The sequence below is a fragment of the Rhizobium sp. BK418 genome, assembly GCF_004341105.1.
Taxonomy (GTDB): domain Bacteria; phylum Pseudomonadota; class Alphaproteobacteria; order Rhizobiales; family Rhizobiaceae; genus Rhizobium.
Map to the genome: position 1 here is coordinate 101,202 of NZ_SLZK01000010.1, position 26,719 is coordinate 127,920.

At 61.1% G+C, this 26,719-nt stretch carries 23 protein-coding genes; 15 read left to right on the forward strand and 8 right to left on the reverse strand.

All coding sequences use genetic code 11. From position 1 onward, the window contains the following. The 4 genes from treS to EV281_RS28555 all read left to right on the forward strand — a co-directional run bounded on the left by treS (position 1) and on the right by EV281_RS28555 (position 6,763). On the forward strand, positions 1-3,294 hold the full coding sequence (gene treS, locus EV281_RS28540) for a maltose alpha-D-glucosyltransferase (protein WP_132657975.1): 3,294 nt from the start codon (positions 1-3) through the stop codon (positions 3,292-3,294). After that, positions 3,291-5,513 (forward strand): 1,4-alpha-glucan branching protein GlgB, encoded by a 2,223-nt coding sequence (gene glgB, locus EV281_RS28545; protein ID WP_132657977.1) that lies wholly within the window; start codon positions 3,291-3,293, stop codon positions 5,511-5,513. The genes treS and glgB overlap by 4 nt, the downstream gene beginning before the upstream one ends. Before the next feature lie 249 nt (positions 5,514-5,762). Further along, on the forward strand, positions 5,763-6,494 hold the full coding sequence (locus EV281_RS28550; protein ID WP_132657978.1) for a Crp/Fnr family transcriptional regulator: 732 nt from the start codon (positions 5,763-5,765) through the stop codon (positions 6,492-6,494). A 38-nt stretch (positions 6,495-6,532) separates the two neighbouring features. Continuing rightward, positions 6,533-6,763: a hypothetical protein gene (locus EV281_RS28555; protein WP_132657980.1), complete on the forward strand. Its 231-nt coding sequence runs from the start codon at positions 6,533-6,535 to the stop codon at positions 6,761-6,763. A 197-nt stretch (positions 6,764-6,960) separates the two neighbouring features. Here the strand turns inward: EV281_RS28555 and EV281_RS31895 are convergent, their stop codons facing one another. Further along, the gene (locus EV281_RS31895) at positions 6,961-7,647 is read right to left on the reverse strand and encodes a sensor histidine kinase (RefSeq protein ID WP_245508390.1); all 687 of its coding nucleotides are present in this window, start codon (positions 7,645-7,647) and stop codon (positions 6,961-6,963) included. A gap of 26 nt (positions 7,648-7,673) precedes the next feature. Continuing rightward, positions 7,674-8,492, reverse strand: coding sequence for a cache domain-containing protein (locus EV281_RS31900; protein WP_245508391.1), 819 nt, complete (start codon positions 8,490-8,492; stop codon positions 7,674-7,676). Positions 8,493-8,728: 236 nt separating this feature from the next. Here EV281_RS31900 and EV281_RS28565 point away from each other — a divergent pair, with 236 nt between their 5' ends. Then, a complete protein-coding gene (locus EV281_RS28565; RefSeq protein WP_132657982.1) occupies positions 8,729-10,390 on the forward strand; it encodes an alpha-amylase family protein in 1,662 nt (553 codons plus the stop codon). A 157-nt stretch (positions 10,391-10,547) separates the two neighbouring features. On the opposite strand, the gene EV281_RS28570 is transcribed toward EV281_RS28565, so the two are convergent. Beyond that, on the reverse strand, positions 10,548-10,850 hold the full coding sequence (locus EV281_RS28570) for a DUF982 domain-containing protein (RefSeq protein WP_132657984.1): 303 nt from the start codon (positions 10,848-10,850) through the stop codon (positions 10,548-10,550). A 279-nt stretch (positions 10,851-11,129) separates the two neighbouring features. Between EV281_RS28570 and EV281_RS28575 the strand changes: the two genes are divergently transcribed. From EV281_RS28575 to EV281_RS28605, 7 genes are all read left to right on the forward strand, one after another. Beyond that, complete coding sequence (locus EV281_RS28575) at positions 11,130-12,149, forward strand: ABC transporter substrate-binding protein (protein WP_245508396.1); 1,020 nt, start codon at positions 11,130-11,132, stop codon at positions 12,147-12,149. Positions 12,150-12,158: 9 nt separating this feature from the next. Beyond that, positions 12,159-13,058 (forward strand): ABC transporter permease, encoded by a 900-nt coding sequence (locus EV281_RS28580; RefSeq protein ID WP_165911984.1) that lies wholly within the window; start codon positions 12,159-12,161, stop codon positions 13,056-13,058. Next, the gene (locus tag EV281_RS28585; RefSeq protein WP_132657987.1) at positions 13,055-13,858 is read left to right on the forward strand and encodes an ABC transporter permease; all 804 of its coding nucleotides are present in this window, start codon (positions 13,055-13,057) and stop codon (positions 13,856-13,858) included. Before EV281_RS28580 ends, EV281_RS28585 begins: the two co-directional genes overlap by 4 nt. Then, positions 13,855-14,937, forward strand: a complete 1,083-nt coding sequence (locus EV281_RS28590) for an ABC transporter ATP-binding protein (protein ID WP_132657989.1) — start codon at positions 13,855-13,857, stop codon at positions 14,935-14,937. The genes EV281_RS28585 and EV281_RS28590 overlap by 4 nt, the downstream gene beginning before the upstream one ends. Positions 14,938-15,051: 114 nt before the next feature. Then, positions 15,052-15,915 carry a TauD/TfdA family dioxygenase gene (locus EV281_RS28595; RefSeq protein ID WP_132657991.1) on the forward strand — a complete coding sequence of 288 codons (864 nt, stop codon included), beginning with the start codon at positions 15,052-15,054 and terminating at the stop codon, positions 15,913-15,915. A gap of 24 nt (positions 15,916-15,939) precedes the next feature. Continuing rightward, positions 15,940-16,593 (forward strand): RraA family protein, encoded by a 654-nt coding sequence (locus tag EV281_RS28600; protein ID WP_132657993.1) that lies wholly within the window; start codon positions 15,940-15,942, stop codon positions 16,591-16,593. After that, positions 16,590-17,477 carry a carbon-nitrogen hydrolase family protein gene (locus EV281_RS28605; protein WP_132657994.1) on the forward strand — a complete coding sequence of 296 codons (888 nt, stop codon included), beginning with the start codon at positions 16,590-16,592 and terminating at the stop codon, positions 17,475-17,477. The genes EV281_RS28600 and EV281_RS28605 overlap by 4 nt, the downstream gene beginning before the upstream one ends. A gap of 199 nt (positions 17,478-17,676) precedes the next feature. Here the strand turns inward: EV281_RS28605 and EV281_RS28610 are convergent, their stop codons facing one another. The 4 genes from EV281_RS28610 to traA are packed head-to-tail and all read right to left on the reverse strand — an operon-like array spanning position 17,677 to position 23,326. Continuing rightward, positions 17,677-18,288 (reverse strand): TraH family protein, encoded by a 612-nt coding sequence (locus EV281_RS28610; protein ID WP_132657996.1) that lies wholly within the window; start codon positions 18,286-18,288, stop codon positions 17,677-17,679. Between the two features lie 14 nt (positions 18,289-18,302). Beyond that, a complete protein-coding gene (locus EV281_RS28615; protein WP_132657998.1) occupies positions 18,303-19,463 on the reverse strand; it encodes a conjugal transfer protein TraB in 1,161 nt (386 codons plus the stop codon). After that, entirely contained in the window at positions 19,453-20,019 is a 567-nt protein-coding gene (gene traF, locus EV281_RS28620; protein ID WP_132658008.1) for a conjugative transfer signal peptidase TraF, read from the reverse strand. Before traF ends, EV281_RS28615 begins: the two co-directional genes overlap by 11 nt. Before the next feature lies 1 nt (position 20,020). Then, a complete protein-coding gene (traA, locus tag EV281_RS28625) occupies positions 20,021-23,326 on the reverse strand; it encodes a Ti-type conjugative transfer relaxase TraA (protein WP_132658010.1) in 3,306 nt (1,101 codons plus the stop codon). A 256-nt stretch (positions 23,327-23,582) separates the two neighbouring features. Between traA and traC the strand changes: the two genes are divergently transcribed. Genes traC through traG form a run of 3 tightly spaced genes read left to right on the forward strand, consistent with a single transcriptional unit; the run spans position 23,583 to position 26,005 of the window. Next, positions 23,583-23,879 carry a conjugal transfer protein TraC gene (gene traC, locus EV281_RS28630; RefSeq protein ID WP_132658012.1) on the forward strand — a complete coding sequence of 99 codons (297 nt, stop codon included), beginning with the start codon at positions 23,583-23,585 and terminating at the stop codon, positions 23,877-23,879. 4 nt (positions 23,880-23,883) lie between these two features. Beyond that, entirely contained in the window at positions 23,884-24,096 is a 213-nt protein-coding gene (locus tag EV281_RS28635; RefSeq protein ID WP_132658014.1) for a type IV conjugative transfer system coupling protein TraD, read from the forward strand. Next, positions 24,086-26,005, forward strand: a complete 1,920-nt coding sequence (gene traG / locus EV281_RS28640; RefSeq protein WP_132658015.1) for a Ti-type conjugative transfer system protein TraG — start codon at positions 24,086-24,088, stop codon at positions 26,003-26,005. The genes EV281_RS28635 and traG overlap by 11 nt, the downstream gene beginning before the upstream one ends. A 150-nt stretch (positions 26,006-26,155) precedes the next feature. Here traG and EV281_RS31325 read toward each other — a convergent pair whose 3' ends face one another. Next, the gene (locus tag EV281_RS31325; RefSeq protein WP_165911985.1) at positions 26,156-26,326 is read right to left on the reverse strand and encodes a hypothetical protein; all 171 of its coding nucleotides are present in this window, start codon (positions 26,324-26,326) and stop codon (positions 26,156-26,158) included. Between the last annotated feature and the right edge of the window lie 393 nt (positions 26,327-26,719).

Sequence of the window (26,719 nt, forward strand, 5' to 3'; positions counted from 1 at the left end):
ATGGATACAGCCTTCATAGAACACGACAAGACGACCACCGATGATGGGCTCTGGTACAAGGATGCGATCATCTACCAGCTGCACATCAAGTCCTTCTACGATGCAAACGGGGATGGCATCGGCGATTTCGAAGGCCTCTATCAGAAGCTCGACCATATCGCCGCTCTTGGCGTCAACGCCATCTGGCTTCTTCCCTTCTTTCCCTCGCCGCGACGCGACGACGGTTACGACATTGCCGATTATCGCAATGTCAGCCCCGACTACGGTACGCTCGACGACTTCCGCCGGTTCGTCGAAGCCGCCCATGATCGTCACATCAGGGTGATCATCGAACTCGTCATCAATCACACCTCCGACCAGCATCCCTGGTTCCAGCGTGCCCGCCAAGCGCCAGTCGGCAGCCCAGAGCGCGATTTCTATGTGTGGTCGGACAATGACCACAAATTCCCGGAGACCCGTATCATCTTCCTCGACACCGAAAAGTCCAACTGGACCTTCGACCCAGTCGCCGGCGCCTATTACTGGCATCGCTTCTATTCCCATCAGCCGGACCTCAACTTCGACAATCCGAAGGTGTTGGAGGAGCTCATCGATGTCATGCGCTTCTGGCTCGAAACCGGCATTGACGGTTTCCGCCTCGATGCGATTCCCTATCTGGTCGAGCGTGAGGGCACGAATAACGAGAACCTGCCCGAGACTCATGCAGTCCTCAAACAGATCCGTGCGGCCCTCGACGCCACCCATTCCGGCGTCATGCTATTGGCCGAAGCCAATCAATGGCCGGAGGATACGCGGGAATATTTCGGTGACGGGGATGAGTGCCACATGGCGTTCCATTTCCCCTTGATGCCGCGCATGTACATGGCGATCGCCAAGGAAGACCGCTTCCCGATCACCGATATCATGCGACAGACGCCGGATATCCCGGAAACCTGTCAATGGGCGATCTTCCTGAGGAACCATGACGAGCTGACGCTGGAAATGGTGACGGATGCCGAGCGGGATTATCTCTGGGAGACCTATGCGTCCGACAAGCGGGCCCGGATCAATCTCGGAATCCGTCGGCGGCTGGCGCCGCTCATGGAGCGCGACCGGCGGCGGATAGAGTTGATGAATGCGCTGCTCTTGTCGATGCCCGGTACACCCGTCGTCTATTATGGAGACGAGATCGGCATGGGCGACAATATCTATCTCGGCGACCGGGATGGCGTGCGCACGCCGATGCAATGGTCGCCCGACCGCAACGGCGGCTTCTCCCGCGCAGATCCGGCACGCCTCGTCCTGCCGCCTGTCGCCGATCCCCTTTACGGCTTCGAGGCCCTCAACGTCGAGGCACAGGTCGCCGACGCTCATTCGCTGTTGAACTGGACGCGGCGCATGCTGGCGCTGCGGCGCCGTCACAGCGCCTTCGGGCGTGGGTCGTTGCGGTTCCTGACGCCGAGCAACCGCCGGATCCTCGCCTATCTGCGCGAATATCAGGACGAGGTCATCCTGTGCGTTGCTAATCTCTCGCGCCTTCCCCAGGCCGTCGAACTCGATCTGTCGGCTTTCGAAGGCCGCATCCCGATCGAACTCACCGGCATGTCGCCCTTTCCGCCGATCGGCCAGCTGACCTATCTCTTGACGCTTCCGCCCTACGGCTTCTTCTGGTTTCAGCTCAACAGCGAGGCGGACGGCCCCGCCTGGCGCACGGCGCCGCCCGAGCAGCTGGCCGACTTCGTCACCGTTGTTATCCGGCGCAGCCTGACGGAACTTGTCGAACAGCCCCAGCACGCAGCAATGCTCAGCCGCGACATCCTGCCGGCCTACCTGTCCAAGCGGCGCTGGTTCGGTGCCAAGGACCAGCCGCTTCAAGAGGCTCGGCTCGTGTCTGCCACGCCTATTCCCTTCGCCGATGGCGTGGTGCTCGGCGAGCTTGAGGCCGTGCTGCCCGATCACGTGGAGAGCTATCAGTTGCCGCTTGCGGCCGAATGGGATGATACCGCGCCCAACGTACTCGGCCAGCAGCTATCGCTCGCGCGCATCCGGCAGGGTCGGCGTGTCGGCTTCCTGACGGATGGATTTGCTGTCGAGACGATGGCGCGCGCCATCCTGCGGGGCCTGCGCGACCGGTCCGTTGTCAGCGGGCGGACGGGACAGATCGCGTTCATCGGCACCGACCAGCTCGACCGCCTGGCATTGTCTGACGACATGCCGATCCACTGGCTATCGGCGGAGCAATCCAACAGTTCGCTCATTGTCGGCGACGTGGCAATGATCAAGCTGATCCGACATGTCTTCGTCGGCATTCATCCGGAGGTGGAGATGACCCGCTATCTGACGGAGCACGGCTACGAACATACCGCTCCGTTACTGGGGGAGGTCGTCCGCACCGACAGCGACGGGCGGCGATCCACGCTGATCATCGCCCAGGGCGCGATCCGCAACCAGGGCGACGCTTGGAACTGGATGCTTGCCAATCTCAGACGTGTGGCCGACGAGATCGTCATGACGGAAGCCGCCGTCGAGACGGCCGACGAGCAGCTGCGACCGCTTGTCAGTTTCGTCGCAATGATCGGCGAGCGGCTCGGCGAGCTGCATGTGCTCCTGTCGCGGCCGACGGATGACGAAGCCTTTTCGCCGCGCCGGGCCGACGGGTCCGACGTTGAAGCCATCCGGACATCCGTCACCGGTGAAATTGCCTACGCCTTCTCCAAGCTTACCGACCTCGGTGCAGAGATCGATGATGGGGTGGTTGGTTTAGTCGGATCACTCCTTAAGCGCCAGGGCGCCATCATTGAGCGTGCCGCAGCGCTGGCGGACGGAGCCAAAGGGACGCTGCTCACCCGCGCTCATGGCGATTTCCATCTTGGCCAGGTTCTGGTGACGGAAGCGGACGCCGTCATCATCGATTTCGAGGGTGAACCGGCCCGCAATCTTGCCGAACGAAGGGCAAAGACAAGCCCGCTGCGGGACGTCGCCGGGCTTTTGCGCTCGCTCGACTACCTGTCGGCGACCGCGACACTCGAAAACGATGCGATCTCAGACCATCATGACGCGCGTCGGCGCGAGGTCATTTCGCGCTTTGGAGCCAGCGCCGAACAGGCCTTCATGCAGGCCTATGCACAGGCGCTTTCGGCCTCGCCGGATCTGCCCAATTCGGAAGCTGAGGTCAGACGCATCCTCGACGTCTTCCTCTTGGAAAAGGCGGCTTACGAAATCGCTTATGAGGCGCGCAATCGCCCGAAGTGGCTACCAATACCGCTGAATGGCTTTGCCGACATCCTGACCCGCCTCTCGGAGACCCGCTCATGACGACGGACCTCGCCGACATCTTCTTCGGTGTGGCGTCGGATGCCATCCAGGCCCTTGCCGAGGGACGCCATGGTGATCCATTTTCCATCCTCGGCCCGCATCAATGCGGCGATGGTCGCTACGCTGTCCGCGTCTTTTTGCCGGGGGCGGCGGGCGTCGACTTGATCGCCAGCGAAAGTGACCGTCTTCTCGCCTCTGCGGATCTCGTCCATCCGGCCGGCCTGTTCGGCACCGTGCTGCCGGAACTGGTCTCCTATCGCTTGCGGGTGCACTGGCCCGACGCGATCCAGGTCACCGATGATCCCTACAGATTCGCTCCATTGCTCGGCGACCTCGACCTCCACCTCGTTGCCGAAGGCACTCATTACAATCTGACGCGTGCGCTCGGGGCCAATCCGATGACGATCGACGACGTTGCCGGCGTGCGCTTTGCTGTCTGGGCGCCCAATGCAAGGCGCGTTTCCGTGGTCGGCGACTTCAACAGCTGGGACGGCCGGCGCCATCCCATGCGCCTTCGGCCACAGGCAGGTGTCTGGGAAATATTCATTCCGCAAGTGACCGTCGGCGAGCGTTACAAATTCGAGATCCTCGATCCGTACGGCAATCTGCTGGCCCAGAAGGCCGATCCGGTTGCAAGAGCGGCGGAGCCGGCGCCGTCGACGGCATCGGTGGTCGCCTCCACCGATCCCTTCGCCTGGACCGATGCGGCCTGGTTGAGCGCCCGCCGCAGCGCCGACAAACAGACAGAGGCGATCAGCATCTACGAGGTGCACGCCGGTTCGTGGCTGCGCGACATGAGCGATGGCGCGCGCGCGCTCGACTGGGTCGAGCTCTCGCAGCGCCTCATACCCTATGTTCGTGACATGGGCTTCACACACATCGAGTTGCTACCGATCATGGAGCATCCCTTCGGCGGCTCCTGGGGCTACCAGCCGCTCGGCCTGTTTGCGCCAACCGGCCGCTATGGGACGCCCGAGGATTTTGCCTATTTCGTCGATCGCTGCCATGGCGCAGGGATCGGCGTCATCCTCGACTGGGTGCCGGCGCATTTCCCGACGGATGTCTGGGGTCTGGCGCGTTTCGACGGGACAGCACTCTATGAACACGAAGACCCTCGTGAGGGTTTTCATCAGGATTGGAATACATTGATCTACAATCTCGGTCGCAACGAGGTCAAAGGCTTCCTGATCGCCAGCGCCCTTGAGTGGCTCGAGCACTATCATGTCGACGGGTTACGCGTCGATGCGGTCGCATCGATGCTTTACCGCGACTATAGCCGGGCGGCGGGCGAATGGATCCCGAACCGCTACGGCGGTCGCGAAAACCTCGAAGCCATCGAGTTCTTCAAGCATCTCAACAGCATCGTTCATGAACGGTTTCCGCATGCGCTGATGATCGCCGAGGAATCGACTGCCTTTCCCAACATTACCAGGTCACCGCATGACGGTGGGCTGGGATTCGACATGAAATGGAATATGGGGTGGATGCACGACACGCTTCATTACATGTCCGACGACCCGGTCTATCGCAAATACCACCATGGTTCGATGACCTTCGGCATGATCTATGCTTACAGCGAGCACTTCATTCTGCCGTTCTCGCATGACGAGGTTGTGCATGGAAAGGGATCGATATTTGCCAAGATGCCGGGAGACGCCTGGCAGAAGATGGCCAATCTACGCGCCCTTTTTGGCTTCATGTGGGGCCATCCGGGCAGGAAGCTCCTCTTCATGGGCTGTGAGATCGGTCAAAAGACGGAATGGAGCCACGACGGCTCGGTGGAATGGGATCTCCTTGATGATCCGCTTCATTTTGGCCTGCAGCGACTGATGCGCGACCTCAACCGCATCTACCGCCATTTCGCCTGCCTGCACTATGGCGACAGCGAACCGTCCGGGTTTGAATGGGCTGTCGCCGACGACGCGGAAAATTCCGTGCTCGCCATGCTGCGCTATGATCGCGAACGCCGGTCCGTCGCTCTCGTCATTTCGAACTTCACGCCGGTCCCGCGTCACAGTTACCGGGTGGGCGTTCCCTTGCCGGGCCACTGGCGGCAGATCCTCAACACCGATGCATCGATCTATGGGGGCACTGGCGCGGGCGGTGGAGATCGCGGCAGCGAGAGTATCGTTGCCCATGGCCGCGCCCAATCGCTTCTACTCGACCTTCCGCCTATGTCGACGATGGTTTTCGTCCGTGAGGACAGTTTGCCCGCGTGAGCCCTCGCCGAGCGATCGAGCCCAGACGGCTCACCCGGTGCCGGCAGGGCTCGCTCTCTCTCCGCGCTTGAGATCCGAAGATCCCCATGGCCGCCGATGGCGCACAGCGGCGGCTTAAAGCACAGACGCTGGCGTGGCCGGCGAACGGGCTCTGGAACCAGAAGCCCGGGCGACAGTTCATTCGATACTGTTGCCAGGGTTGGTGCCTGCGGATCGTCGCTCGCGCTGCAGGCAACTCGGGAGACACGGATGGCGCCGAACCAGGGACAAATATCGAACCGCATGCTGACCGCGCTCGATCTACGTGATTTTGCGCTGCTTGCACCATATCTCGAGCGGGTCGATCTTCCCGCTCAGTTCCAGATCGCCAAACCGCGCGAAAGGCTCGAGCACGTCTATTTTCCCGAAAGCGGGATCGGAGCGGTCATGACGGTCTCTTCCACCGGCCAGATTGCGGAGGCCGGAATGTTCGGCTGGGAAGGCTTCGTGCCGACCGCCACCATCATCGGCGACAATGTCGTTCCCTATATCGTCGAAATGAACATCGCCGGGTGGGGGTATCGGGTGCCGATCGAGGCAATGCGGCAGGCGACGATGGAGAGCTCTTCCTTCCAGGTCCCGCTCATCAAATACATGCATGTCTTTGCCACGCAGGTCGCCTACACCGCGCTTGCCAATATTCGCTATCTGCTCGAGCAGCGGCTCGCCCGTTGGATTCTGATGTGCCACGATCGCCTTCGCAGCGACGAGATGTGCATCACGCATGAATATATCGCCCTGATGCTCGGCGCCAGGCGCCCGGGTGTGACGACGGCCCTTCATATCCTGGAAGGGCATCGTCTGATCCGCTCCCTGCGCGGCTCCGTCGTCATCCGTGACCGCGAGGGGCTCGAGGCCTTTGCCGCCGGGTCCTATGGAGTTCCCGAACAGGAATTCGAGCGGCTTATCGGGAGCCGCGCGATCAGTCACAAACCGGCATGAGCGGCGCCGAGATCCAAGAGACAATCAGACGGTGAAGCATGCGGTATTTTTTCCACATACGTGACGGCGAGGATTTGATCCTGGACCAGGAGGGAAGCGACTGCGCGAGCCTAGCGGCTGCCATCGAGGAGGCCAAGGCCGACGCCCGCGAACTCATGGCCGAGCGGTTGCGGTCGGGCCGCGAACTCGACGGCCAGTCCTTCGAGATCGTCGATGATGCTGGACTATTGGCAGCCGTCGTGCGGTTCAAGGACGCCTTGCCATTATGATCGTGACGGCTCGTAGCACAGGCGCCGCGGGCAGGAGGGCGCATCGAATTTCACATCACCCTTCGCCAGACGTGCGACCTGCGGCAGCTTCGTCATTGCTCAGTTCGCGATTATCCGGCTTTACGAAAGACACCTCAGCGCAATTTGGGAGCAGGCGTACAGCGGCTGGCGCCAAGGCGCTGCCGGACAGACCGACTTCAGCGCGTCAACGCCAACTGCGCCCTAAATAGGGTGCCATTCATGCGCTCGATCGTGAAGGTCCCGCTCAGCTCGGTGACGAAGGCTTTGATCAGCCGGCTGCCCATGCCCGCCTTTGTCGCGGTCGGATCATATCCGATGCCGTCATCGGCAAATTCGAACAGCACGACATCGTTCGGCTGTCGCAAAAGCCGGACGCGGATCTGCCCCTGAGATCGATCGGCGAAGGCGTATTTTATGCTGTTCGTCAGCAGTTCGTTGAGCAGAAGCGCAAAAGGCGTCGCCTTCTCCGCATCGATCTCGATATCGTCGAGTTCGAACGCCAGGTCGATGGGGCGATCGTTGAGCCCAACCAGCGTACGCGCGAGGCTCGGAACGAGCTGGCGGGCATTGACGCTGCTGAACTGATCGAAGCCGTACATCTGCTCATGAACGGCGGACATGGCCTGAATCCGGTCATTCAACTTCTGGACCGTTTCCGGCCTGAGGCCCTGCAGGCGCACGAGTGCCATGACGGTCTGCAGGTTGTTCTTCACGCGGTGGTGAATTTCACGCATCAGAATCTGATTGGTGCGCAGGGCTTCTGCCAGTTCGGCCATGTGATGGGCGTCGGCCCGTGCCAGGCTCAGGATATTCCATCCGACGGCCAGGCTTGCAGCAAGGGCGACCGTAGTGATGAGTGCCACGATTGCAACATCCGTCCAGAAGGGTTTCAGAATAGCGAAGTCTCGGCGGAGGCGATCGCCACGAATGGCGTCCGCTCGACAATGCGATAGGCCACCAGACGCCGCACCTGGTCGACAGGCGAGACTGAAGTATAGGTTCCGGTAGTGGCCTTGCGCATATAGTCGGTAAACAGCACGTAGTTTCCGAGATCGACCATTTCCTTTGGTTCGGGATGGCGCGCGATCAGTTTGCCATCTCGCCGAAAGATGCTGACGGTCGAACCCGGTCCAAGCGGCGACGCGTCCCAGATCGAACGCAACATCCCGACATCGAAGGCTAGAACGGCGACCCCTAAGAACTTACGGTCGCGCTCGATGCGTGCGGCCGACAGGAAGACGCGCCTTCCGGTGTTGGCCATCTCGGTCATCGCCGACGTGTAGGCTTCCGCTCCATTGGCCAGCCGCTGGAAATAGGTCCGATCGACGATGTCGGCTGGCGTGCTCTCACGGTCTGTCGAATAGATAAGCGAGCCGTCGGAAGCCAGGACATAGGCTGTCGCTGTGCTTGGCAGCTCTGCCGTCGCAATGTTCAGCCGCCTCAGGCGTTCACCGTTATCCGGGCCAATTGCCGCCCCGAAGGCATCGTCCATTCGAAAAAGGGTCTGACGCGCGAGAGAATTGATCCAGACAGCGTTGGCCGCGACGATTTTGGCGGTTGCAACAACCTGTTGCTCACCACTTTTGACCGCCGCCGAATAGCTCGAATGCAGCCAGACTGCCAGGACGAGACACAACGCGGTAAACAGGCAGACAACTGCGGCGATGGCGGCCCTGCCGACAATTGTGAAGCCGCTGGTCAGGCCCATCCAACCCTCATGATCTGACGAAGCGGTACTGTCGGATGGCACGCCATTGGATGTCAAGAATTAGTACGTTTGGAATCAATTGGCGGCGTCTTATTCGCGATCCAGCCGTCACGTGACCATTGGCCTCCGGCGCCGTTTTCACGCCTGTCGTTTCTGCGGAGACCGACTGGAGGGTGGAGCGGCTGCGGAACAATCAACGGCATAGGCCATTGCCTTGTCCAACAAGGAGGGATCCGATGATCAACGATCTCTGGTACAAGAATGCCGTCGTCTACTGCCTGTCGGTCGAAACCTTCATGGATGCCAATGGTGACGGGATCGGCGACTTCCAGGGTCTTGCACGCCGTCTCGACTATCTTGCAGGTCTCGGCATCACGGCGATCTGGCTCATGCCGTTCCAGACGTCGCCCGGCAAGGACGACGGCTACGATGTCTCGGACTATTATAACGTCGATCCGCGCTACGGGACGCTCGGCGACTTCGTCGAGTTCACGCATGGCGCAAAACAGCGCGGCATCAGGGTCATGATCGACCTCGTCGTCAACCACACCTCCGATGAACATCCCTGGTTTCAGGAGGCGCGCAAGGACGAGAATTCGCCTTATCGCGACTGGTATGTCTGGTCGAAGGAAAAGCCCGAAAATGCCAGCCAGGGAATGGTCTTTCCCGGTGTCCAGAAGACCACCTGGTCCCGCGACAAGGTCTCTGGGAAATATTATTTCCACCGCTTTTACGATTTTCAGCCCGATCTCAACACCGCCAACCCGCATGTGCAGGCAGAGATCCTGAAAATCATGGGCTTCTGGATCCAGCTCGGCGTCTCCGGCTTCCGGATGGACGCCGTTCCCTTCGTGATCGCAAGGAAGGGTGCCGACATAGACAAACCGGTAGAACAATACGACATGCTGCGGACCTTTCGTGAATTCCTGCAATGGCGCCAGGGCGACGCGATCATCCTGGCCGAAGCCAACGTCCTGCCGAAAACGGATATGAACTATTTCGGCGAGGACGGTGACAGGATGCACATGATGTTCAATTTCCAGGTCAACCAGACGCTCTTCTACGCCCTTGCAAGCGGCGATTGCGCACCGCTTGCTAAGGCGCTTGAGGCGACCCGGACGCGACCGCCGACCGCCCAGTGGGGCCACTTCCTGAGGAACCACGACGAACTCGATCTTGGCCGATTGAGCGAGGCGCAACGCAACATGGTTTTCGCCGCCTTCGGCCCCGATAAGGATATGCAGCTTTATGACCGCGGCATCCGGCGCCGCTTCTCGCCGATGCTCGGTGGCAACCGTGACCGCATGCGCATGGCCTATTCGCTGATGTTCTCCCTTCCGGGCACGCCCGTGCTGCGCTACGGCGACGAGATCGGCATGGGAGAGGATCTTTCATTGCCGGAACGAAATTGTGCGCGTACACCGATGCAGTGGTCGACCGAGCCGCAAGCCGGTTTCACCAAGAGCGACGCGCCCGTGCTGCCGGTCATTTCCGACGGCGCTTACGGATTTCAGCATATCAATGTCGCTGATCAGCGCAGAAATCCGGATTCGATGCTGAATTGGATGGAGCGGCTCATCAGGATGCGCAAGGAGGCGCCTGAGATCGGCTGGGGAGACTTCCGCGTTCTCGATGTTGAGGAAGACGGTGTGCTCGCCATCCGGTATGACTGGCGCAACAACGCCGTTCTGATCGTTCACAATCTCAACGAAAGTCCAATCGAGGTGCGGATCGATCCGGGCCCGGGGGAGGGGAGCCAATTGCTTGTCGACATTGCGGACGGCTCCGACAGCCGAGCAGACGAGGCGGGTCTCCACCGCCTTTATCTCGAAGGCTATGCGTATAAGTGGTTCCGCGTCGGCGGTCTGGACTACCTGCTTCGTCGCACGGAGATTTGAGATGGTGATCTGATGCCGTAACAGGCAGTGGGCCAATCGGGATAGGGGGCGAATTGCCTGTGTCAGGGCGCAAGGGGCTCCACTTCGTCGAACGGCCTGGAGCGCTAGGCACTAGAGATCGAAGGAATGGGCCGGCCTCGAATTCCGGCGCCATGCCTCAGCTGTGCAGTTCAGCAGTCTTGCCGCTGGCAGCGTCGAACGCAACGACGCTGAAGGTCACGATATCGGCCTCCCTGGCGGCACGCAGCAGCGCATGCCGAAACTCTTCGATCTCGATATTTCCGCTGATCGCGTCTACGCAGGCTTTCACAGCGGTGACGTATTCCTCGCCGTCGTCTATCGGCCATTCCTTGATCAGGACGTAGGCCGCATCTCCGAGCGTGCGCACGATCCTTTGCGTCGACCGGTTTCGCAGAACGAACCCGATCGGAGCAATCGCAGAGGCCGCATTCCAGTCCATGGTCTTCAATCCCAATCAAGGAAATGCAATTAAGAGGCGCATCATAGGCACGATGTCTTAAAGATTGGAACTGGGTTTTCGTCTGGGTGATTTTTCCCAGACGGCTGCGCTCGCGGTGGCTCAATTGGTGTTGCCGCTCGCTCGCCTCGATTCATAGCATCGAGGCATGAATGCGAGTTGATTGTTATTAGACCTATGAAGTCGGCGTCGGCACCATTTTTCCGGGAACAATATCAACCGGGAGAAACCAACGTGCGACCATTCCAGCCACCTTCCATTCTGTATGCAGCCTTTGCCCTGTGTCTGCCGCAGCTCGCGCATGGGGAAACGCTTGTCGTCAACAGCTATGGCGGACCCTACGAGACAATCATTCGGCAGGCCATCATCGAGCCTTTCGAACGCAAGACTGGAATCGACGTCATCTACGACGCGGTCGGCTCCGCCGCGCAGGACTATGCCAAGATAAAGGCGACGAAGGGGCGGCCGGGCTTCGACGTCGTCGTCATGACAGCCTCGCAATCGCTTCAAGGCTGCCGCGACGGCCTGCTCGACAGGCTGGACGTCGCTTCGATCCCGAACCTCGCTTCCCTGACGACGAGCCTTCAGGAGGTTGCGGGCTCCTGCGGCGCGGTCCACGAGGTCCAGTACATGTCGCTCCTCTACAGGACCGACAAGCTTGCCTTAGCGCCGAGCTCTTGGAAGGATCTGCTCCGGCCGGATCTTGCCGGCAAGGTGGTCCTGCCGACCTTCCAGAACGTCATGGCCGTCTATCTGCTGGAAATGATGTCGGTCACCGAAGGTGGCGGGCTGATCGACAATATCGACCCCGGTTTTGCCGCCATGGCGCGCCTGGCCAAGCAATCGATCGGCTTCGAACAATCCTCCGCCATCCTCGAAAGCTACATCAAGGACGGTACGGTCTGGGCGATGCCCTTCTGGAACGGTCGCGCTCAGCTCCTGGTCGACGAGGGTCTGCCCGTCGACTACGTGCGGCCGAGGGAGGGAACCATCCCGCTGATTGCGACGCTCAACATCCCCGTTGGCGCCGAGCACAAGGCGGCGGCGAGATCCTTCATCAATTTCTTCCTGGAAAAGGCCAGCCAGGAAGCCTGGGTAGCCGGTTACAAGGTCGGAAGCGCTCGCGCCGACCTCGAGATCCCCGAAGCCCTTCGCCGCCGACAGGTCACGTCGCAAGAGGATCTCAGTTCGCTCAAGTTGCCCGATCTGACCAAGCTCGGCGACAAGCTTCCGGAATGGGGGGAACGATGGGACCGGGACGTCGTCTCGCAGGCGCGTTGAGGAGTGTCCATGACAACGCTTACCGCTACTGCCCCGGCCGTTTCCGGGCGACTTGCCGTGCGAACGTCGGCACCGATGTTGCTTGCGCCGTCCTTCCTGCTGCTGCTGATCTTCTTCGCCCTCCCAATGGGCATGATGATTGGCATGAGTTTTCTCGACAGCCGAACGCTCACGCCGACATTTGGAAATTACGAACGCTTCTTCCTCGACGGCTTGTCGCTTGCCGGTTTTGTCCGCACCGCGGTCATGTCGTCCGTGGTCGCCGTTGCCGTCACGCTTCTTGGCTATCCCGTGGCCTATTTCCTCGCCCGGTCACAGTCACGCTGGCGCACCGTCGTCTTCGCGCTTGCCTTGGCGCCCGAGCTTGCCGGCGTGGTGCTGCGCACCTATGGCTGGCTGATCATCCTGGAAGATCGCGGCTTCATCAATGATGCGCTCATTCATCTCGGCATCATCTCGACGCCTCTTCCCCTCTCAAAGAACCTGTTTGCAGTCGTCGTCGGACTGACGCATGTCGTGCTGCCCTTCGGCATATTGTCGTTGATGACGAGCATCCAGGGGATCGACGTCAACCTTGAACGTGCCGCCCAGATGCTCGGAGCCTCCAGAGCGGCCGTCATCCGCCACGTCGTCGTTCCGCTCTCCGTGCCGGGCATCGTCAGTTCACTGTTGATCAGCTTCACCATGGCGGCGAGCGCCTATGCAACGCCGGCCCTTCTCGGCGGCGCACGCTTCAAGGTGCTGGCGACGATGATCTCCGAACAGGTGCTGTTTTACGTCGACTGGCCCTTCTCGAGCGTCATGGCGATCGCCCTGCTTGCCATGATGCTCGTGGTCTCAATCATCGGAATTCGGTGGGAGGCGCGTCTCAAGGTGAAAAAATCGTCCTGGGCGGGAGACGTAAGATGACGAAAATGATTGCAATTGGCTTCTGGTCGGCGCTCGCTCTCGTCCTGGCTTTCATCGCGCTGCCACTCCTCGTCGTCATCGCGGCCTCCGTCAGCCCGACCTCGGCCGTGACGTTCCGGCCATGGGAATGGACAGCTATCTGGTACGGCGGGCTTTTCGAGGAACGGTGGGTCGAACCCTTCCTGTTGAGCGTCAAGCTCGCGGTGATCGTGGCGGCGATCAGCGGCGTTGTCGGGACGCTTGCTGCCTTTGCCCTTGTCCATGAACGGATTCCAGGCTCGAGCGTCATCATGGCGGCGCTCTTGTCGCCGCTTTCGGTCCCGCAGATCGTCAAGGGCGTGGCGATCGTGCTTTTCCTGTCGATCATCGGCCTGCAGACCATGCTTGGGATGCCGGCTCTGATCGCCGCGCATGTCGTGCTGGCTCTGCCTTTCGTCATGCGAATGGCGGCCGGCGCCCTTGCGAATTTCGATGAGAACCTCGACCGCGCCGCCCAGATCCTCGGCGCCAGCAAACGTCAGCGGACGCTCTATGTCGTGCTGCCGCTCATCAAGCCGGGCGTGCTGTCCGGCGTGACTTTCGCCTTTATCATTTCGTTCAACAACATTCCGCTGTCGGTCTTTCTGGTCCGCCCGGGCGACACGACCCTGCCGATCGCCGTCATCAATCACCTCGAATACAGCCTCGACCCGGTCATGGCGGCGGTCAATGTCGCTTCGATGATCTTCATCCTGGTTGTGATCCTGGCTTTCGAAAAACTCGGCGGTTTTTCCGCGCAGCTCCATGGAGGAAGCAAATGAGCGAATTCGATATCGAACTCCTGTCGGTCGCAAAGTCCTTCGGTCCTCATCTCGCCGTCAGGGACATCAATCTGCAGATCCCTGCAGGCGAGTTCGTCAGCATCCTTGGTCCGTCCGGCTGCGGCAAGACGACGACCCTGAACATGATCGCAGGTTTCAACACGCCGAGCCGGGGCGACGTCCGCATCCGCGGCCGCAGCCAGCTGAACGTGCCGCCCGAGAAGCGCAACCTCGGGCTGGTGTTTCAGAACTACGCGCTCTTCCCTCACATGACGGTTGCCGAAAACGTCGGTTTCGGCCTTCGCGTGCGAGGCGCGCGGCGCGCGGAGATCAGTGCGAGCGTGGAGAAGGCACTGCGAAGCGTGCATCTGGAGGGTTTCGATCAGCGCTATCCGAAGGAACTCTCCGGCGGCCAGCAGCAGCGTGTCGCGCTTGCCCGGGCCATCGCCCCGCGGCCCTCGCTCCTGCTCCTCGACGAGCCGCTCTCCAATCTCGATCTGAAATTGCGCGAGTCCATGCGCGCCGAGCTCAAGGAAATCCACGAGACACTCGGCATGACGTTCGTGTACGTCACACACGACCAGGAAGAAGCCATGGCCATGTCCGATCGAATCGTCGTCATGGATCGTGGCGTCATCGTTCAGCAAGGCACACCCGGGGACATCTATCGCCAGCCGGCATCACGATTCGTGGCCGATTTCATCGGGCGGTCGAACATCCTGCCGATTTCGGGATGCTCACGCTCGGGGTCGGGCGTCAAACTGTCGATCGAGGGCGGTCCCACGATCCTGACGTCCGGCGGCTCGAACGCGCCAGGCCCGATCAGCTTCTGCTCCGTGCGACCACAGAGCGTCAAGCTTGCCGGGGTGGACGAGGTTCCGCCCGGGATGAACCGGCTTGAAGCGACCTTGCGCCGCGTGACCGACTTCGGAGCCTATGCGGAGCTCGAGGCGATCATCGGTGGCGGGCACCGGTTGATCCTGCACCACCCATCCCTCGCACCCGGACATGCGCTCACGCCTGGCAGACCCGTGACGCTCGCTGTTGATCCGTCTGACGTCCGGCCGCTTTCGGCCTGAACGGGATCGATCGACTACCGCTATCAATGCGCGATGATCGCTATTGGAGTTCGGAACTCCGGCGGACGTAGCATCGCATCGGCCCGACAAGGGGACCACAGAAGGAGATTGAAAATGCTGAAGGAAAGACTGAAGGCGGTACAGGCCGAGAGCAATGTCTGCGCCGACATCGAGGGGTTTGATTTCAACAACTATGATGCGCGCGATATCGAGGAACTGCGTCAATACTGGCTGCAATATGGCGTTCTCCGCTTCAAGCAAACCCGGATCTCCGATGCGGACCAGGTGGCCTTCTCGCGCCATTTCGGCGAGTTCGTCATCCATCCGAAACAGCTGCAGGAGGGAGGCCATCCCACCCATCCGGAAATTCTCGTCATCAGCAACGCAACGCAAGACGGCAAGCCTACCGGTGCCATGGGCAACAGCGAAGCGACCTGGCATACCGATACATGGTTTTACGAAAAGCCACCGGCTGGCGCCATTCTACGTGCCGTCAAGGTGCCGCCCACAGGCGGCGATACCTATTTCCTATCAACCTATATGGCATATGAAACCTTGCCGGCGGCGCTGAAAAACCTGGTCGACGGTCGCCAGATCTTCTTCCAGAACGTCTACGACAAGACAGGCAAGCTGCGGCTCGGCAAGACGGAGCCTGCGAGCAAGGATTTCCGCGAGTGGGGCGGCATCGTCCATCCGCTGGTACGCACCCATGGCGAAACCGGCCGCAAGGCGCTCTATCTCGGCGGCACCTCCGATGGCGCATGGGTCGTCGGCATGCCGCTCGACGAGAGCAATGCGCTGCTTGCCGAACTCTGGGATCACACGACGAGGGACCAGGAGATCTTCGTCCAACGCTGGGATGAAGGCGACATCATGATGTGGGACAACCGGTGCACGATGCATCGGCGCGACTCCTTCGACCCGGCATCGATCCGCATCATGCACCGGACGACAACCTCCGGCGAACGCCCGATCTGATCTCGTTTCAGGAAAGACCGTGACATGACACCCTTCTACTGGGCTTATGAACGCCAGCTCAGCCTACCCCCGGATCTCATTGACATGCTCCCAGCGGTCGAAACCGCAACGATCGGGCATGTCGAGCATCTGGGCTTTGTCGGCGACAATGTCCGTCCCGTCTTTCCCTGCCGGGCCTTCGGACCGGCCTTGACCGTCGCGGCGCCAGGCCGCGACGGTGTCATCATCTACAGGGCGATCGACATGCTGAAGCCGGGGGACATGCTGGTCATCTCCCGTGTCGACCGCGACGATGTGGCATGTGTAGGGGGCGGTGTTGCCGCAGCCGCCAAGGCGAAGGGGGCAGGCGGCATCGTCATCGACGGGCCATGCACCGATGTCGAGGAGATTGTCGCGGTCGGCCTTCCGGTCTGGTGCCGAGGCGTGTCGTCGCGGACGACAAACCGGATCTTTTCGATCGGCGGATCGATCAATGTTCCGATCGCCTGCGGCGGGGCAGCAATTCTGCCGGGTTATGCCGTTCTGGCCGATAGCGAAGGCGTCTTTGCCGCCGAGACCGAGCGCATGCGCGTCCTTGCGGAAATGGCGATCGCACGCCAGCAGCGCTCGGCTGCGCTGCGGGCGCATCTCACTGCCGGTAAATCCATATTCCTGTTCGAGCAAGAGGACCTTGCATGAAAATCTCGCTTATTCAGATGAATGCCCGCCCGGATCGGGCCTATAATCTTGCCGAAGCCAGCCGGCTGATGTTGAAGGCGGTCCGAAACGAAAGGCCGGACCTCATCGTGCTGCCGGAACATTTCGACTGGACGGGTGGTACGGCAGCCGAAAAGCAGGCGGCCGCCGATCTCATTCCCGGCGGCCGAGCCTATAACATGGTGCAACGCTTTGCCGCCGAGCATGGTGTCGCCATCCATGCCGGCAGCATCCTTGAAAGCGTTCCCGGCCACGACCGGATCTTCAATACAAGTGTCGTCTTCAACGCCAATGGGACCCAAATCGGTGCCTATCGGAAGATCCACCTCTTCGACATCATTGCTCCGGATGGAAAACGCTACGCCGAGTCAGAGACGGTCGCACCCGGCAATCAGCTGCTGATCTATGAGATCGGCGGCTTCAGGATAGCCTGCTGTATCTGCTACGACCTGCGCTTCTCGCGTCTTTTCGATCGCCTGGCCAGCGAAAAGGCGGATGTCTTCGTCCTGCCGGCAGCCTTCACGGCGCAGACCGGAAAATATCATTGGGAAGTCTTATGCCGGGCACGCGCAATCGAATTCCAGGCTTTCATGGTCGCATGCGGGCAATGCGGTTCCTACAAGACACCTGGCGGGGAGGAACGGCACATGTTCGGAAACTCCATGATCTGCGACCCATGGGGACAAATCCTGGCACGAGCGGACGACAGGCCGGGAGTTCTCAGCGCCAGAATCGAACGTGACAGGCTGAGGCAGGTTAGAGGCTGGATTCCAATGGAAGCACACAGGGTCGATGTTACCGCGATGCCGCTTGCCACCGCCAGTGCTACGATGGCCAACCGTCGGGTGCCGGACGTGACCTCTTGATGGCTCAGTCTAAGACTAGCCGGTTCGAAACTGAACATTCGGTCGGTCATCGCCGGCTGCGGACGGGCGCGCTTTCGCCGTTCCGTGACCGGCAGCGTGATGTGTTCGATATCGTTGTCGACGACAGCAGGTGCGAATTCTTGGTATCGACATAGATGCGGCTGCAGCCGGTGTGGGTCGGCAATCCTGCGGCGATCGCCTAGTTACTCCCAATTCTCGAAAGATCGATCCGGATACCGGCGTCCTGCGCCTTCGCCTTCGCTTGAGACGGCACGGACGGCTCGCTTGGTTGATCGGACGTCGCTGCGGTTTCGCTCGGAACAACATTGTTCGGCTGCGCGTCAAGCGCGCCCCCGGGATCCTCTGCCCGGAACACATTCAAGCCTTCGAACCTGGCAGTCCTCCAGGCATGAATGGCGTCTTCGAAGATCTGCGCAAAAGCCTCATCGCTTTTCGGATTGCCGTACCATTTGCTGACGATCCGCAGGACCTTGGCAAACATTGCGGTGCCTATGCGGAGGTTGCCACACGGCTCCACCAGATCCGGTTTCAGCTCGGTGGCGTCTTTTGCACCCACTCCAGCGGGGAATTGGGTGATCCCGACTCGCACGATCGCCTTCCCGGCATATTCGCGCACGATCCCCAAAGCCTCATCCGGCGATTTCGGCGTTGGGACCAGGATAAGACGCCCTCCCGACTGAACGGCGAGGGCGAGGGGGTCGCTGGAACCCGCCGCCTCTACGAATTGCTCGACGATCGCGGGCTTCAGCGAAGGATCGGCACATTGGTCTATCAATGCAGGATCGAGCATCAAGGCTCCGTTTGTCACGTGTTGAAGGAAAGAACGATGGGCTTGGCGAACAGCCGCGCCCAGGCGATGGCACTCGCACGTTGGATGGGGACAATCGACGTCCCCGATGTCCACCAGCCGTTTCCGATCGCGATGATGAGGTCCGGGTCGTGAAGCATCGACTGCAGGATCGGCCAGACGATCAGTTGCTCGTAACAGATCAGCGGCGCTGCTCGCGCTCCGGCAACGCCAACGACAGGATTGGCAAAGAAATGGGCTCTGGCGCCGCCACGTCCGCCGAGCAGGCGCTGCCACGGTTGCCACATCGACCCCGGCACCGGCATCCTCTCGCGATAGATGACCGAGCTCTCGCTCTCGGAGATTGCAACCAGGACATTGTCGTAGCCATCCTCGCCGGCAACCGCGGCGCCAGCGACGACTGTCACTCCTGTCCCGATCAGTTGACGTTGCCAGAAGCGTTGCACCGTGATCGTCCAAAACCCGAATGAGCTCTCTGGAAGGACAACGACGTCGCCCGGCATTCCCGCAATCGCCTGAACCGTTGCGGCCAGGTCACGGTGCCTCGCCAGATCGCTTGTCCGCCCCAGGGACGCACCCAGATGAAGATCGACAGCGTGCCAGGCCGGTGGTAGCGTCGATCCTGTTCCAGATGCGGCGGACCAGAGCCAGGCGCCTGCCACGGCAACGGCTGCAGCCGGCCGGCGGGATGTCGTCAGACCCGCCAGGCCGACTGTCATCGCCACAAGACCAAGCCAACGCCATCCTGGAAAAAGGACACCGGCAGCGGTCAGCGGATGTGCCCATCCGAGAATGCCGAACGGCGGCACCGCCATGAGCCCTGCTGCGGCGAGATAGCGGAGTGGCAACCGGCCGTGCCTCGACCAGAAAACGGTGTGCACAAAAACGAAGACACTGGACGCCGAAAGCCATAACAGCAGGCCAGGCAGAATATCCGACGCATAGAATTGGACGACACCCTGCGGGAGGCCGCGCGAAGCCGACAGGAAATATGCGGCGGAAACGGCAGCTGCAGTCCTGCGGCTATTGGCCAGGGACCAGAGCGCCGGGAACGCTACGGACAAGGGAAGAAGAAGCACATTGCCGTTCCATCCAGCCCAACCGACTGCCGCTGCAGCAAAGATCAGGATACCGATCTTAATCCGGTCAGGGCGCATAAGTCAGCACCTCCTCGGCCAGACCAAGGATTCCCGATGCGGGCACAGGTCCGAAATATCGGGAGTCGAACGAGCCTGGGAGTGAGGAATGAAGGAAGACTTCGCCCCTGCCGACCTTGCTGTCGGAAATTGCCACCATGATTGGTCGGCCTTGCCCGTCCTCGGGCGACAGGGCCGAATGCGGCAGGACAACACCATCGATTGTGACCGAGCGATCGATGTGAATATGTTGGCCTGCGGTCGCGACGATCGTCTTGATCAAGGGCGCATAGCCGCCGCGGCACAATCCGGAACGAAGATAACCGCGCTGCCGGGCTATCTGCATGGTCGCGCTGAGGGGCGGGCAGATGAAGACGATATCGCCGACGGCGGCCGCCCGTCTCAGCGGTTGAATGTGCCAAATCCCCAACGGTTCGCTTGGCGTCAGGTTGACGCGATATCCCGCAAGTCCGCCGGCAAGGATCGCCGATGCAAGCACCGCCGCGATCGCGACAGCCGTGGGGCCGACGCGAAAAGCCTGGCGGCGTGAAGGTCCTCGAGCGCCGATGATCGTCATTTCAGGAAAGCCCCTGGCTCTTCGCCTGACGGAGCGACTCTGCCCGCTTCATCGCGGCGGCGCTGCGTTCGTGGACCGCAAGTTGCTGTGCCGTCCGCATCGCATTCCACGCTGCTTTGACCTCGGCCTTCTGAGCCGGGCTCATTCCCGCCGTCACCGACTGGAAGGTCTCGCCATTCGCGTCCTTCGCCGCGATACCGATGAAGGTGCGTTCGCCGAACCGCTCGGCGACGGCTTCGGCGAAAGCCTCGAGCTCGGCCTTCACCTGTCGGTCTGAACAGGCATATGCCAGACCAGCGCGAAGATCATTCCTGTCGATCGCGTCGCGCGCCCGCTCAAGCACCGTCTTGGCATTCGGCGACAGCGCAGGGATGTCAATGGAAACCTTCAATCTGGCTGCGCGCTCCAGCCGCTGATATTTGCGCTCTGCCTCCGCGCGCATTTCAAGGAAGCGTTCGAGATTGCGGGCGAGGGCGGGCACGTTGCGCAGGGCGGCCTCCCGGTTCTGCTTGTCGGTCTTACTGGCAAGAATGCCCGTTCTTCCCCGGATCGCGCCGAAGGTTTCAGGCTCGATTGCCAGTTTGGACAGTGTGGTTGTCGCGCTCGCCCTGTCCTTGAGCATGGCGTCGACATCGACGGCCTTGAACGCGGCCTCTGGGTGGGCGTAGACAAGCTGGAACCGGATCGAAATATTCTGCCATTGACGCTTCAGACCCGGATCGGACGAGAGCTTGTCTTTTACCGATTGGCCGACGGAACTGGGGAAGGTCGTGATGCCGGATACCATCGGCTTTGCCTCCTCGAGTGGATCGGCACGACTGGTTTGGCGCGGACTGACCGAGAGGCCGATCCTTGCTGCAATTTCCGCCAGGCGGCTCGCCAGATCCTTGAGCAACTGCTTCTGGCGAACCGTCCATTCGAACCGATCGCGAACCAGGGTTCGGGCGACGTTGACGAGATGGAGACCGCGAGCCTCGGCGAAGCGAAGCGCCTGGCGATAGAAGGGGCCATCGGCATAGTCGAGGGTCGTTTCCTTTGCGTTCCTGCGCGAAAGAACCGCCACCAGCCCGCCGGCCTTGGCGAAGGACCGGCGGCCGTAATAGACGTTGAGATCCTGGCGGTGACGGGTCATGGCCACATAGATCAAGTGCCGATCGAGCGAGAGCGAGGCCAGCACCTTGACCTGATCGACGGTGGCCCCCTGGCTCTTGTGGATCGTCGTAGCATAGCCATGGTCGATGTCGGCGTAGAAGCGCTGCTCGACCACGACGTGACGGCGCCGCTCGCCGTCACCGATCTCCGCAACGATGCGGCCGGGTGTGGCCTCAACGACCCTCGCCAGCATGCCGTTCTTGACGCCGAGCGAGCTCTCGTTCCTGAGGAAGACGATCTGGTCGCCGGTCGCGAAATTGCGATCGCCCTCAGCCGTCTTGAACACGGATCCTTTGCCGATAACCCCGCGCTCGATCAGTCTGCTGCGGGCCATTTGGTTCAGCATGCGAACGTCGCGACGCAGATGAGCGAGGATCAGCGACGTCGTTGCGGGATCGTAGTCGCGGTCCCAGTCGGCGATCAGATTGTCGACGGCATCCGCCTTCAGGTCGGAACCAATCACCTTGCCGTTGGCACGGTAGGCGTTGAGGGCCTTGCCGGTCCTGCCGCCCGCAAGATCAAGCGAAGCGTCACGCATCCATTGCTGGCGTTGGCGGTAGATGGTTTCGAGTTCCGCATAGCCGATGCGGTCGGCGATCGCTCGAAAGGCAGCCCCGGCTTCGATCGGCTGAAGCTGTTCGGGATCGCCGATGAGAACGAGTTTGGCACCGGCCCTGGTTACTGTTTCGACAAACAGCGCCATCTGCCGCGACGACACCATGCCGGCTTCGTCGAGCACGAAGACCGTCTCGCTGTCGAGCCGGTTACGCCCTTGGTTCCAGCGCAGTTCCCAGGACGCCAGGGTGCGCGAGGCAATGCCTGCTTCCTTCTCCAGGCCCTCGGCTGCCTTACCGGCGAGTGCCGCGCCGACAACCCGGTAGCCGGCCGCTTCCCAGGCCTCGCATGCCGCTTTCATCATTGTCGTTTTGCCGGCGCCGGCGCGGCCGATCACGGCGGCGATACGCTCAGGCCCTGCAATATGTTCGATCGCCGCTTTCTGCTCGTCCGACAAGCGCAGATGACGCGCAAGCGTTGCCTGCAACACTGCTGCGCGCACACCATGCGACGATCGCTGCGAAAGCCAGATGGCACGATTGGCCATCTTCGCTTCGAGCATGATCATGTCGCGGGTCGCATATTTGGCGGGAACGCTCTGCCCGGTGGCTAGCTCGATCCGCTCCCGCTCGAGACGCAAGATCTCGGGGCACAGGAGAATCCGAACCATCAGATTCTGGAAGAGAGCAGGATCGTCGACGTAGCGGTAAAGGATCTTGGCGATGTCGCGTTCGTCGAAGACGCTTTTCTCGCGCGTGATCAGGTCGAGGACGAGCTCGGGACTTCGTTCTATCCGCCTTGCGTTCTCGGCCCTTCGCGCCTGCTGCTCTTCGAGCCGCTTAAGTGAACTAGCCTCCCGTGCATTCGCCGACTTCCGCTCGATGGCTTTGGTACCGACGCCGAGGTGGATGGTCGGTTCCAGCTCGATCCCTCGCTTTTCAAACGATCGCCCATCGACGCGAAGGTCGACACCGGCAAGGGTCAGATGGTGGTTCTGGCAGGCGAACCACCCATCGCGGAACGCCTTGAAGTCGTCGAGGCCACCGGCCCAGAGTTCGTAGATGATCTTGCCGGCATCGTTGCGAATCGGAGTGCCGTCCGCGCCAACAACCGCGACCTTCTTGGCCCCGAAACCGACCTCGGTCAGGGGGCGCAAGCTGGTCATAAGGTGGACATGAGGATTGCCGGGGGCATCGTGATAGACCCAATCGGCAATCATGCCTTTCGAGGTGATGTGTCGTTCGATGAAATCCCTCATGAGTTCGATGTTCTGCTGGGCGCTCAGCTCCAGGGGCAGCGCGATGGTTACGTCTTTGGCGAGCTGCGCGTCCGACCGCTTTTCGAAAGCCTCCACCTTGTTCCAAAAGGCCTCGGATGCACCGGAGACCGAGCGGTCGGCGATTAACGAACGCAGCCAATCAGGCGCGTTGGGCGGGATGACAAACTCTTCGTGAAGCAGTCCCCGCTTGGCGCGATAGTCGACCGAGCGCGCTTCCCGCTCGAAGTTCATCTTGGCGCAGTGCCGGTAAGCTGCCGACAGAACCGCGCTGCGGCCGCAGCCGCGGGCGACGACGCCGACGGAGAAGTGAGGGACGGCCACGGCGGAATTCCTTCACGGTTGCTAACGAAATCAACAGGTTCATCGGGAGCGGCAGGCCGGCGGGGCCCAAACGGCAAAGCGTCGCATCAGCGACGTATAATTGCGCCCTTCGGATCCGCTCCTTCGGAACGGCCGGGATGATGTTCAAATGTGTTGGCTGCGCCAACTCGCATTTATGTTAGTAGATCGAAAGCGCGATCTCATGGGACTCTCACGCCGTTAGAAACCTCAACCGGCATGAAAGGGCTATCCCGACATGAAGAAACCGTCTTCCAGGATCCGCGCTGAAATCGCCGAGCTGCAAGAGCAGCTCAAAGCCGCAGAGACCCGCGAGGCCGAACGCATCGGTCGCATCGCGCTGAAGGCCGGATTTGGCGAGATCGACATTGACGAGGCGCACCTTCAGACAGCTTTTGAGGATCTGGCCAAACGGTTTCACGCAGGCAAGGGAGGATCGAACGGGAAGGAGAGGGCAGGTGCAGGCGCCTCGAGCGCGACCGACGCCACGACGTTCGCGTCTGGCGCGGCTGCGAGCGGCACTCCGGAGGCTTGAGCGGATGGCGCGCACCTCCACCTCGGATGCCCGCAAGAAGGATACGCGGGAGAAGATCGAACTCGGCGGGCTGATCGTCAAGGCGGGTCTCAGATACGAGAAGCGTACGCTCCTCCTCGGCGCGCTGGTCGAACTCAAGCAAAGGCTCGGTGATGATGCGGGGGAACGCCTGCGGCTGACCCTGATCGGTGCGAAGGCCTTCGGCGATGACGCTTAAGAAAATCGCAGCGTTTCTCGTCCCGCTGATGTTAATGGTCTTGGCGACCATGTCGACCAGCGGCGGCGAGCACTGGCTCTCGGGTCTGGCAAGATCGGAAGCCGGTAAGCTCGTGCTCGCTCGTGCAGCCATAACATTGCCGTATGCGATAGCCGCAGCTCTTGGCATCGTCTTTCTCTTGGCCACTGCAGGCTCCACGAACATCAAAGCCGTGGCATGGGGGGTTGCGGCGGGCGGAGCCGCGACGACAGCGATCGCTGCAGGCCGGGAGATCGTGCGGCTCCAGACCCTCGCGAGCGGACCGCCCCCGCAACAATCGATCCTGACCTATGCGGATCTCGCCACGGCGTTTGGGGCCGTTGCGGTCACGATGACCGCGATTTTGGCTTTGCGCGTGGCAATCGTCGGCAACGCTGCGTTCAGGCGACCGGAACCGAAGCGCATCAGCGGCAGCCGAGCCCTGCATGGGCAAGCGGACTGGATGACGTTGCAGGAGGCTGCGAACCTTTTTCCGGATTCGGGCGGCATCGTCATCGGCGAACGATACCGTGTCGACCGCGACAGCACAGCGACGCTTTCCTTTCGCGCAGACAAGCCCGAGACATGGGGCGCTGGCGGCAAGTCGCCGCTTCTGTGTTTCGACGGCTCGTTCGGTTCATCGCACGGCATCGTGTTCGCCGGCTCCGGCGGCTTCAAGACGACCTCGGTGACGATCCCGACGGCTCTCAAATGGGGCGGCTCGCTGATCGTTCTCGATCCTTCCAATGAAGTTGCACCGATGGTCCTCGGTCATCGGTGCAAGGACGGCCGGGATGTCTTCGTGCTCGACCCGAAACGCCCCGGTATCGGCATCAATGTGCTCGACTGGATCGGCCGCTTCGGCGGCACCAAGGAAGAGGATATAGCCTCCGTCGCGTCCTGGATCATCAGCGACAGCGGACGGGCGCAGGGTGCGCGCGACGACTTCTTCCGTACCTCCGGACTGCAACTGCTGACCGCCATCATCGCCGACATCTGCCTGTCGGGTCGTACGGAAAAGGAGATGCAAACGCTTCGCCAGGTGCGTTCCAATCTCGCCGAGCCGGAGCCGAAACTGCGCCAGAGATTACAGGACATTTACGACGGGTCGAAATCCGCCTTCGTGAAAGAAAACGTCGCGGCCTTCGTGAACATGACACCGGAGACGTTCAGCGGGGTCTACGCGAACGCAGTAAAGGAGACGCACTGGCTCTCCTATCCGAACTATGCGGCGCTGGTTTCGGGCTCGACCTTCGCGACCGACGCCATTGCCGGAGGCGATACCGACGTCTTTATCAACATCGATCTTAAGACGCTCGAGACGCATGCCGGCCTTGCCCGTGTCATCATCGGCTCGTTCCTCAACGCGATCTATAATCGTGACGGCGCGGTCAAGGGTCGAACGCTCTTCCTTCTCGACGAGGTTGCGCGGCTCGGCTACATGCGCATGCTGGAAACTGCGAGGGATGCAGGGCGCAAATATGGGATTACGCTCACCTTGATCTTTCAGTCGATCGGTCAGATGCGTGAAACCTATGGCGGTCGCGATGCAGCGAGCAAGTGGTTCGAGAGTGCGAGCTGGATCTCGTTCGCGGCGATCAACGACCCGGAAACGGCTGATTACATCTCACGCCGCTGTGGCATGACGACGGTCGAGATCGACCAGGTCAGCCACAGTTTTCAGGCAAGGGGATCATCCCGCACACGATCGAAGCAACTGGCGGCGCGACCGCTGATCCAACCCCATGAAGTGCTTCACATGCGGGCCGACGAGCAGATCGTCTTTACGGCCGGCAACGCGCCGCTCAGATGCGGGAGGGCCATTTGGTTTCGCCGACGCGACATGCGGTCATGCGTGAACGCGAACCGCTTCGATAACGGCGCGCATTGACCCCTGCCGCTCGGTTAGCTCTCGAAACCCTATGCCGGTAAATCCGGCGGCTTTGGTCCATCACAACGAAAAGCCCGAAGGGTGCGATTGAAAGACCAGCAGGCGCAAATCCGGTGCCTGCAAAGCCGCACCGGCGAATGGGCTGCGCCCTCAGAAAGGCGGCTCGGTGTCGACGGTGCCCGACAGTTCGGCATGGGCCAGATTGAGCTCGGCCTGTGCCAGATAAAGCTCTGCAATGATCTGGCAGCGTTCGGCCGGATCGACCGCATTCGAAAGTTCGGCCCGCAATTCCTCGATCTGCTCTTCGATCGAAATCGTCATCTCCAATCTCCGTGAGTGGGTGAAAGATGACGCAGGGCGGTGCAGCGGATGGGCGGGGTCAAGGATCGCGAAGCGACCGCATGGCGGGGCGTGGGGGCACCGATTTTGTGTCGGCGGACGCCGTCCGGCCGCGCAAAATTGGCGGGACCGCGCATCCTTGAGGCCACCCATCCGGTGCGCCAGACTTGGAGGATCTGAGCAGACATCCCCGCTCTCCGTGTGGCACTCATGAGGCGCAATCGGCTTCTATGCTCGCTCACGTCACAGCCGAAGATGACGGGAACGATCGCAAACAGCAGCTTATCGGTCGCCCGCATGACGGCTGCAATGACGGCAAGGTCCGGGCCGGTTCTCACATAGGCAAAGGCATGCCATAATGTCAGCAGCCCCACA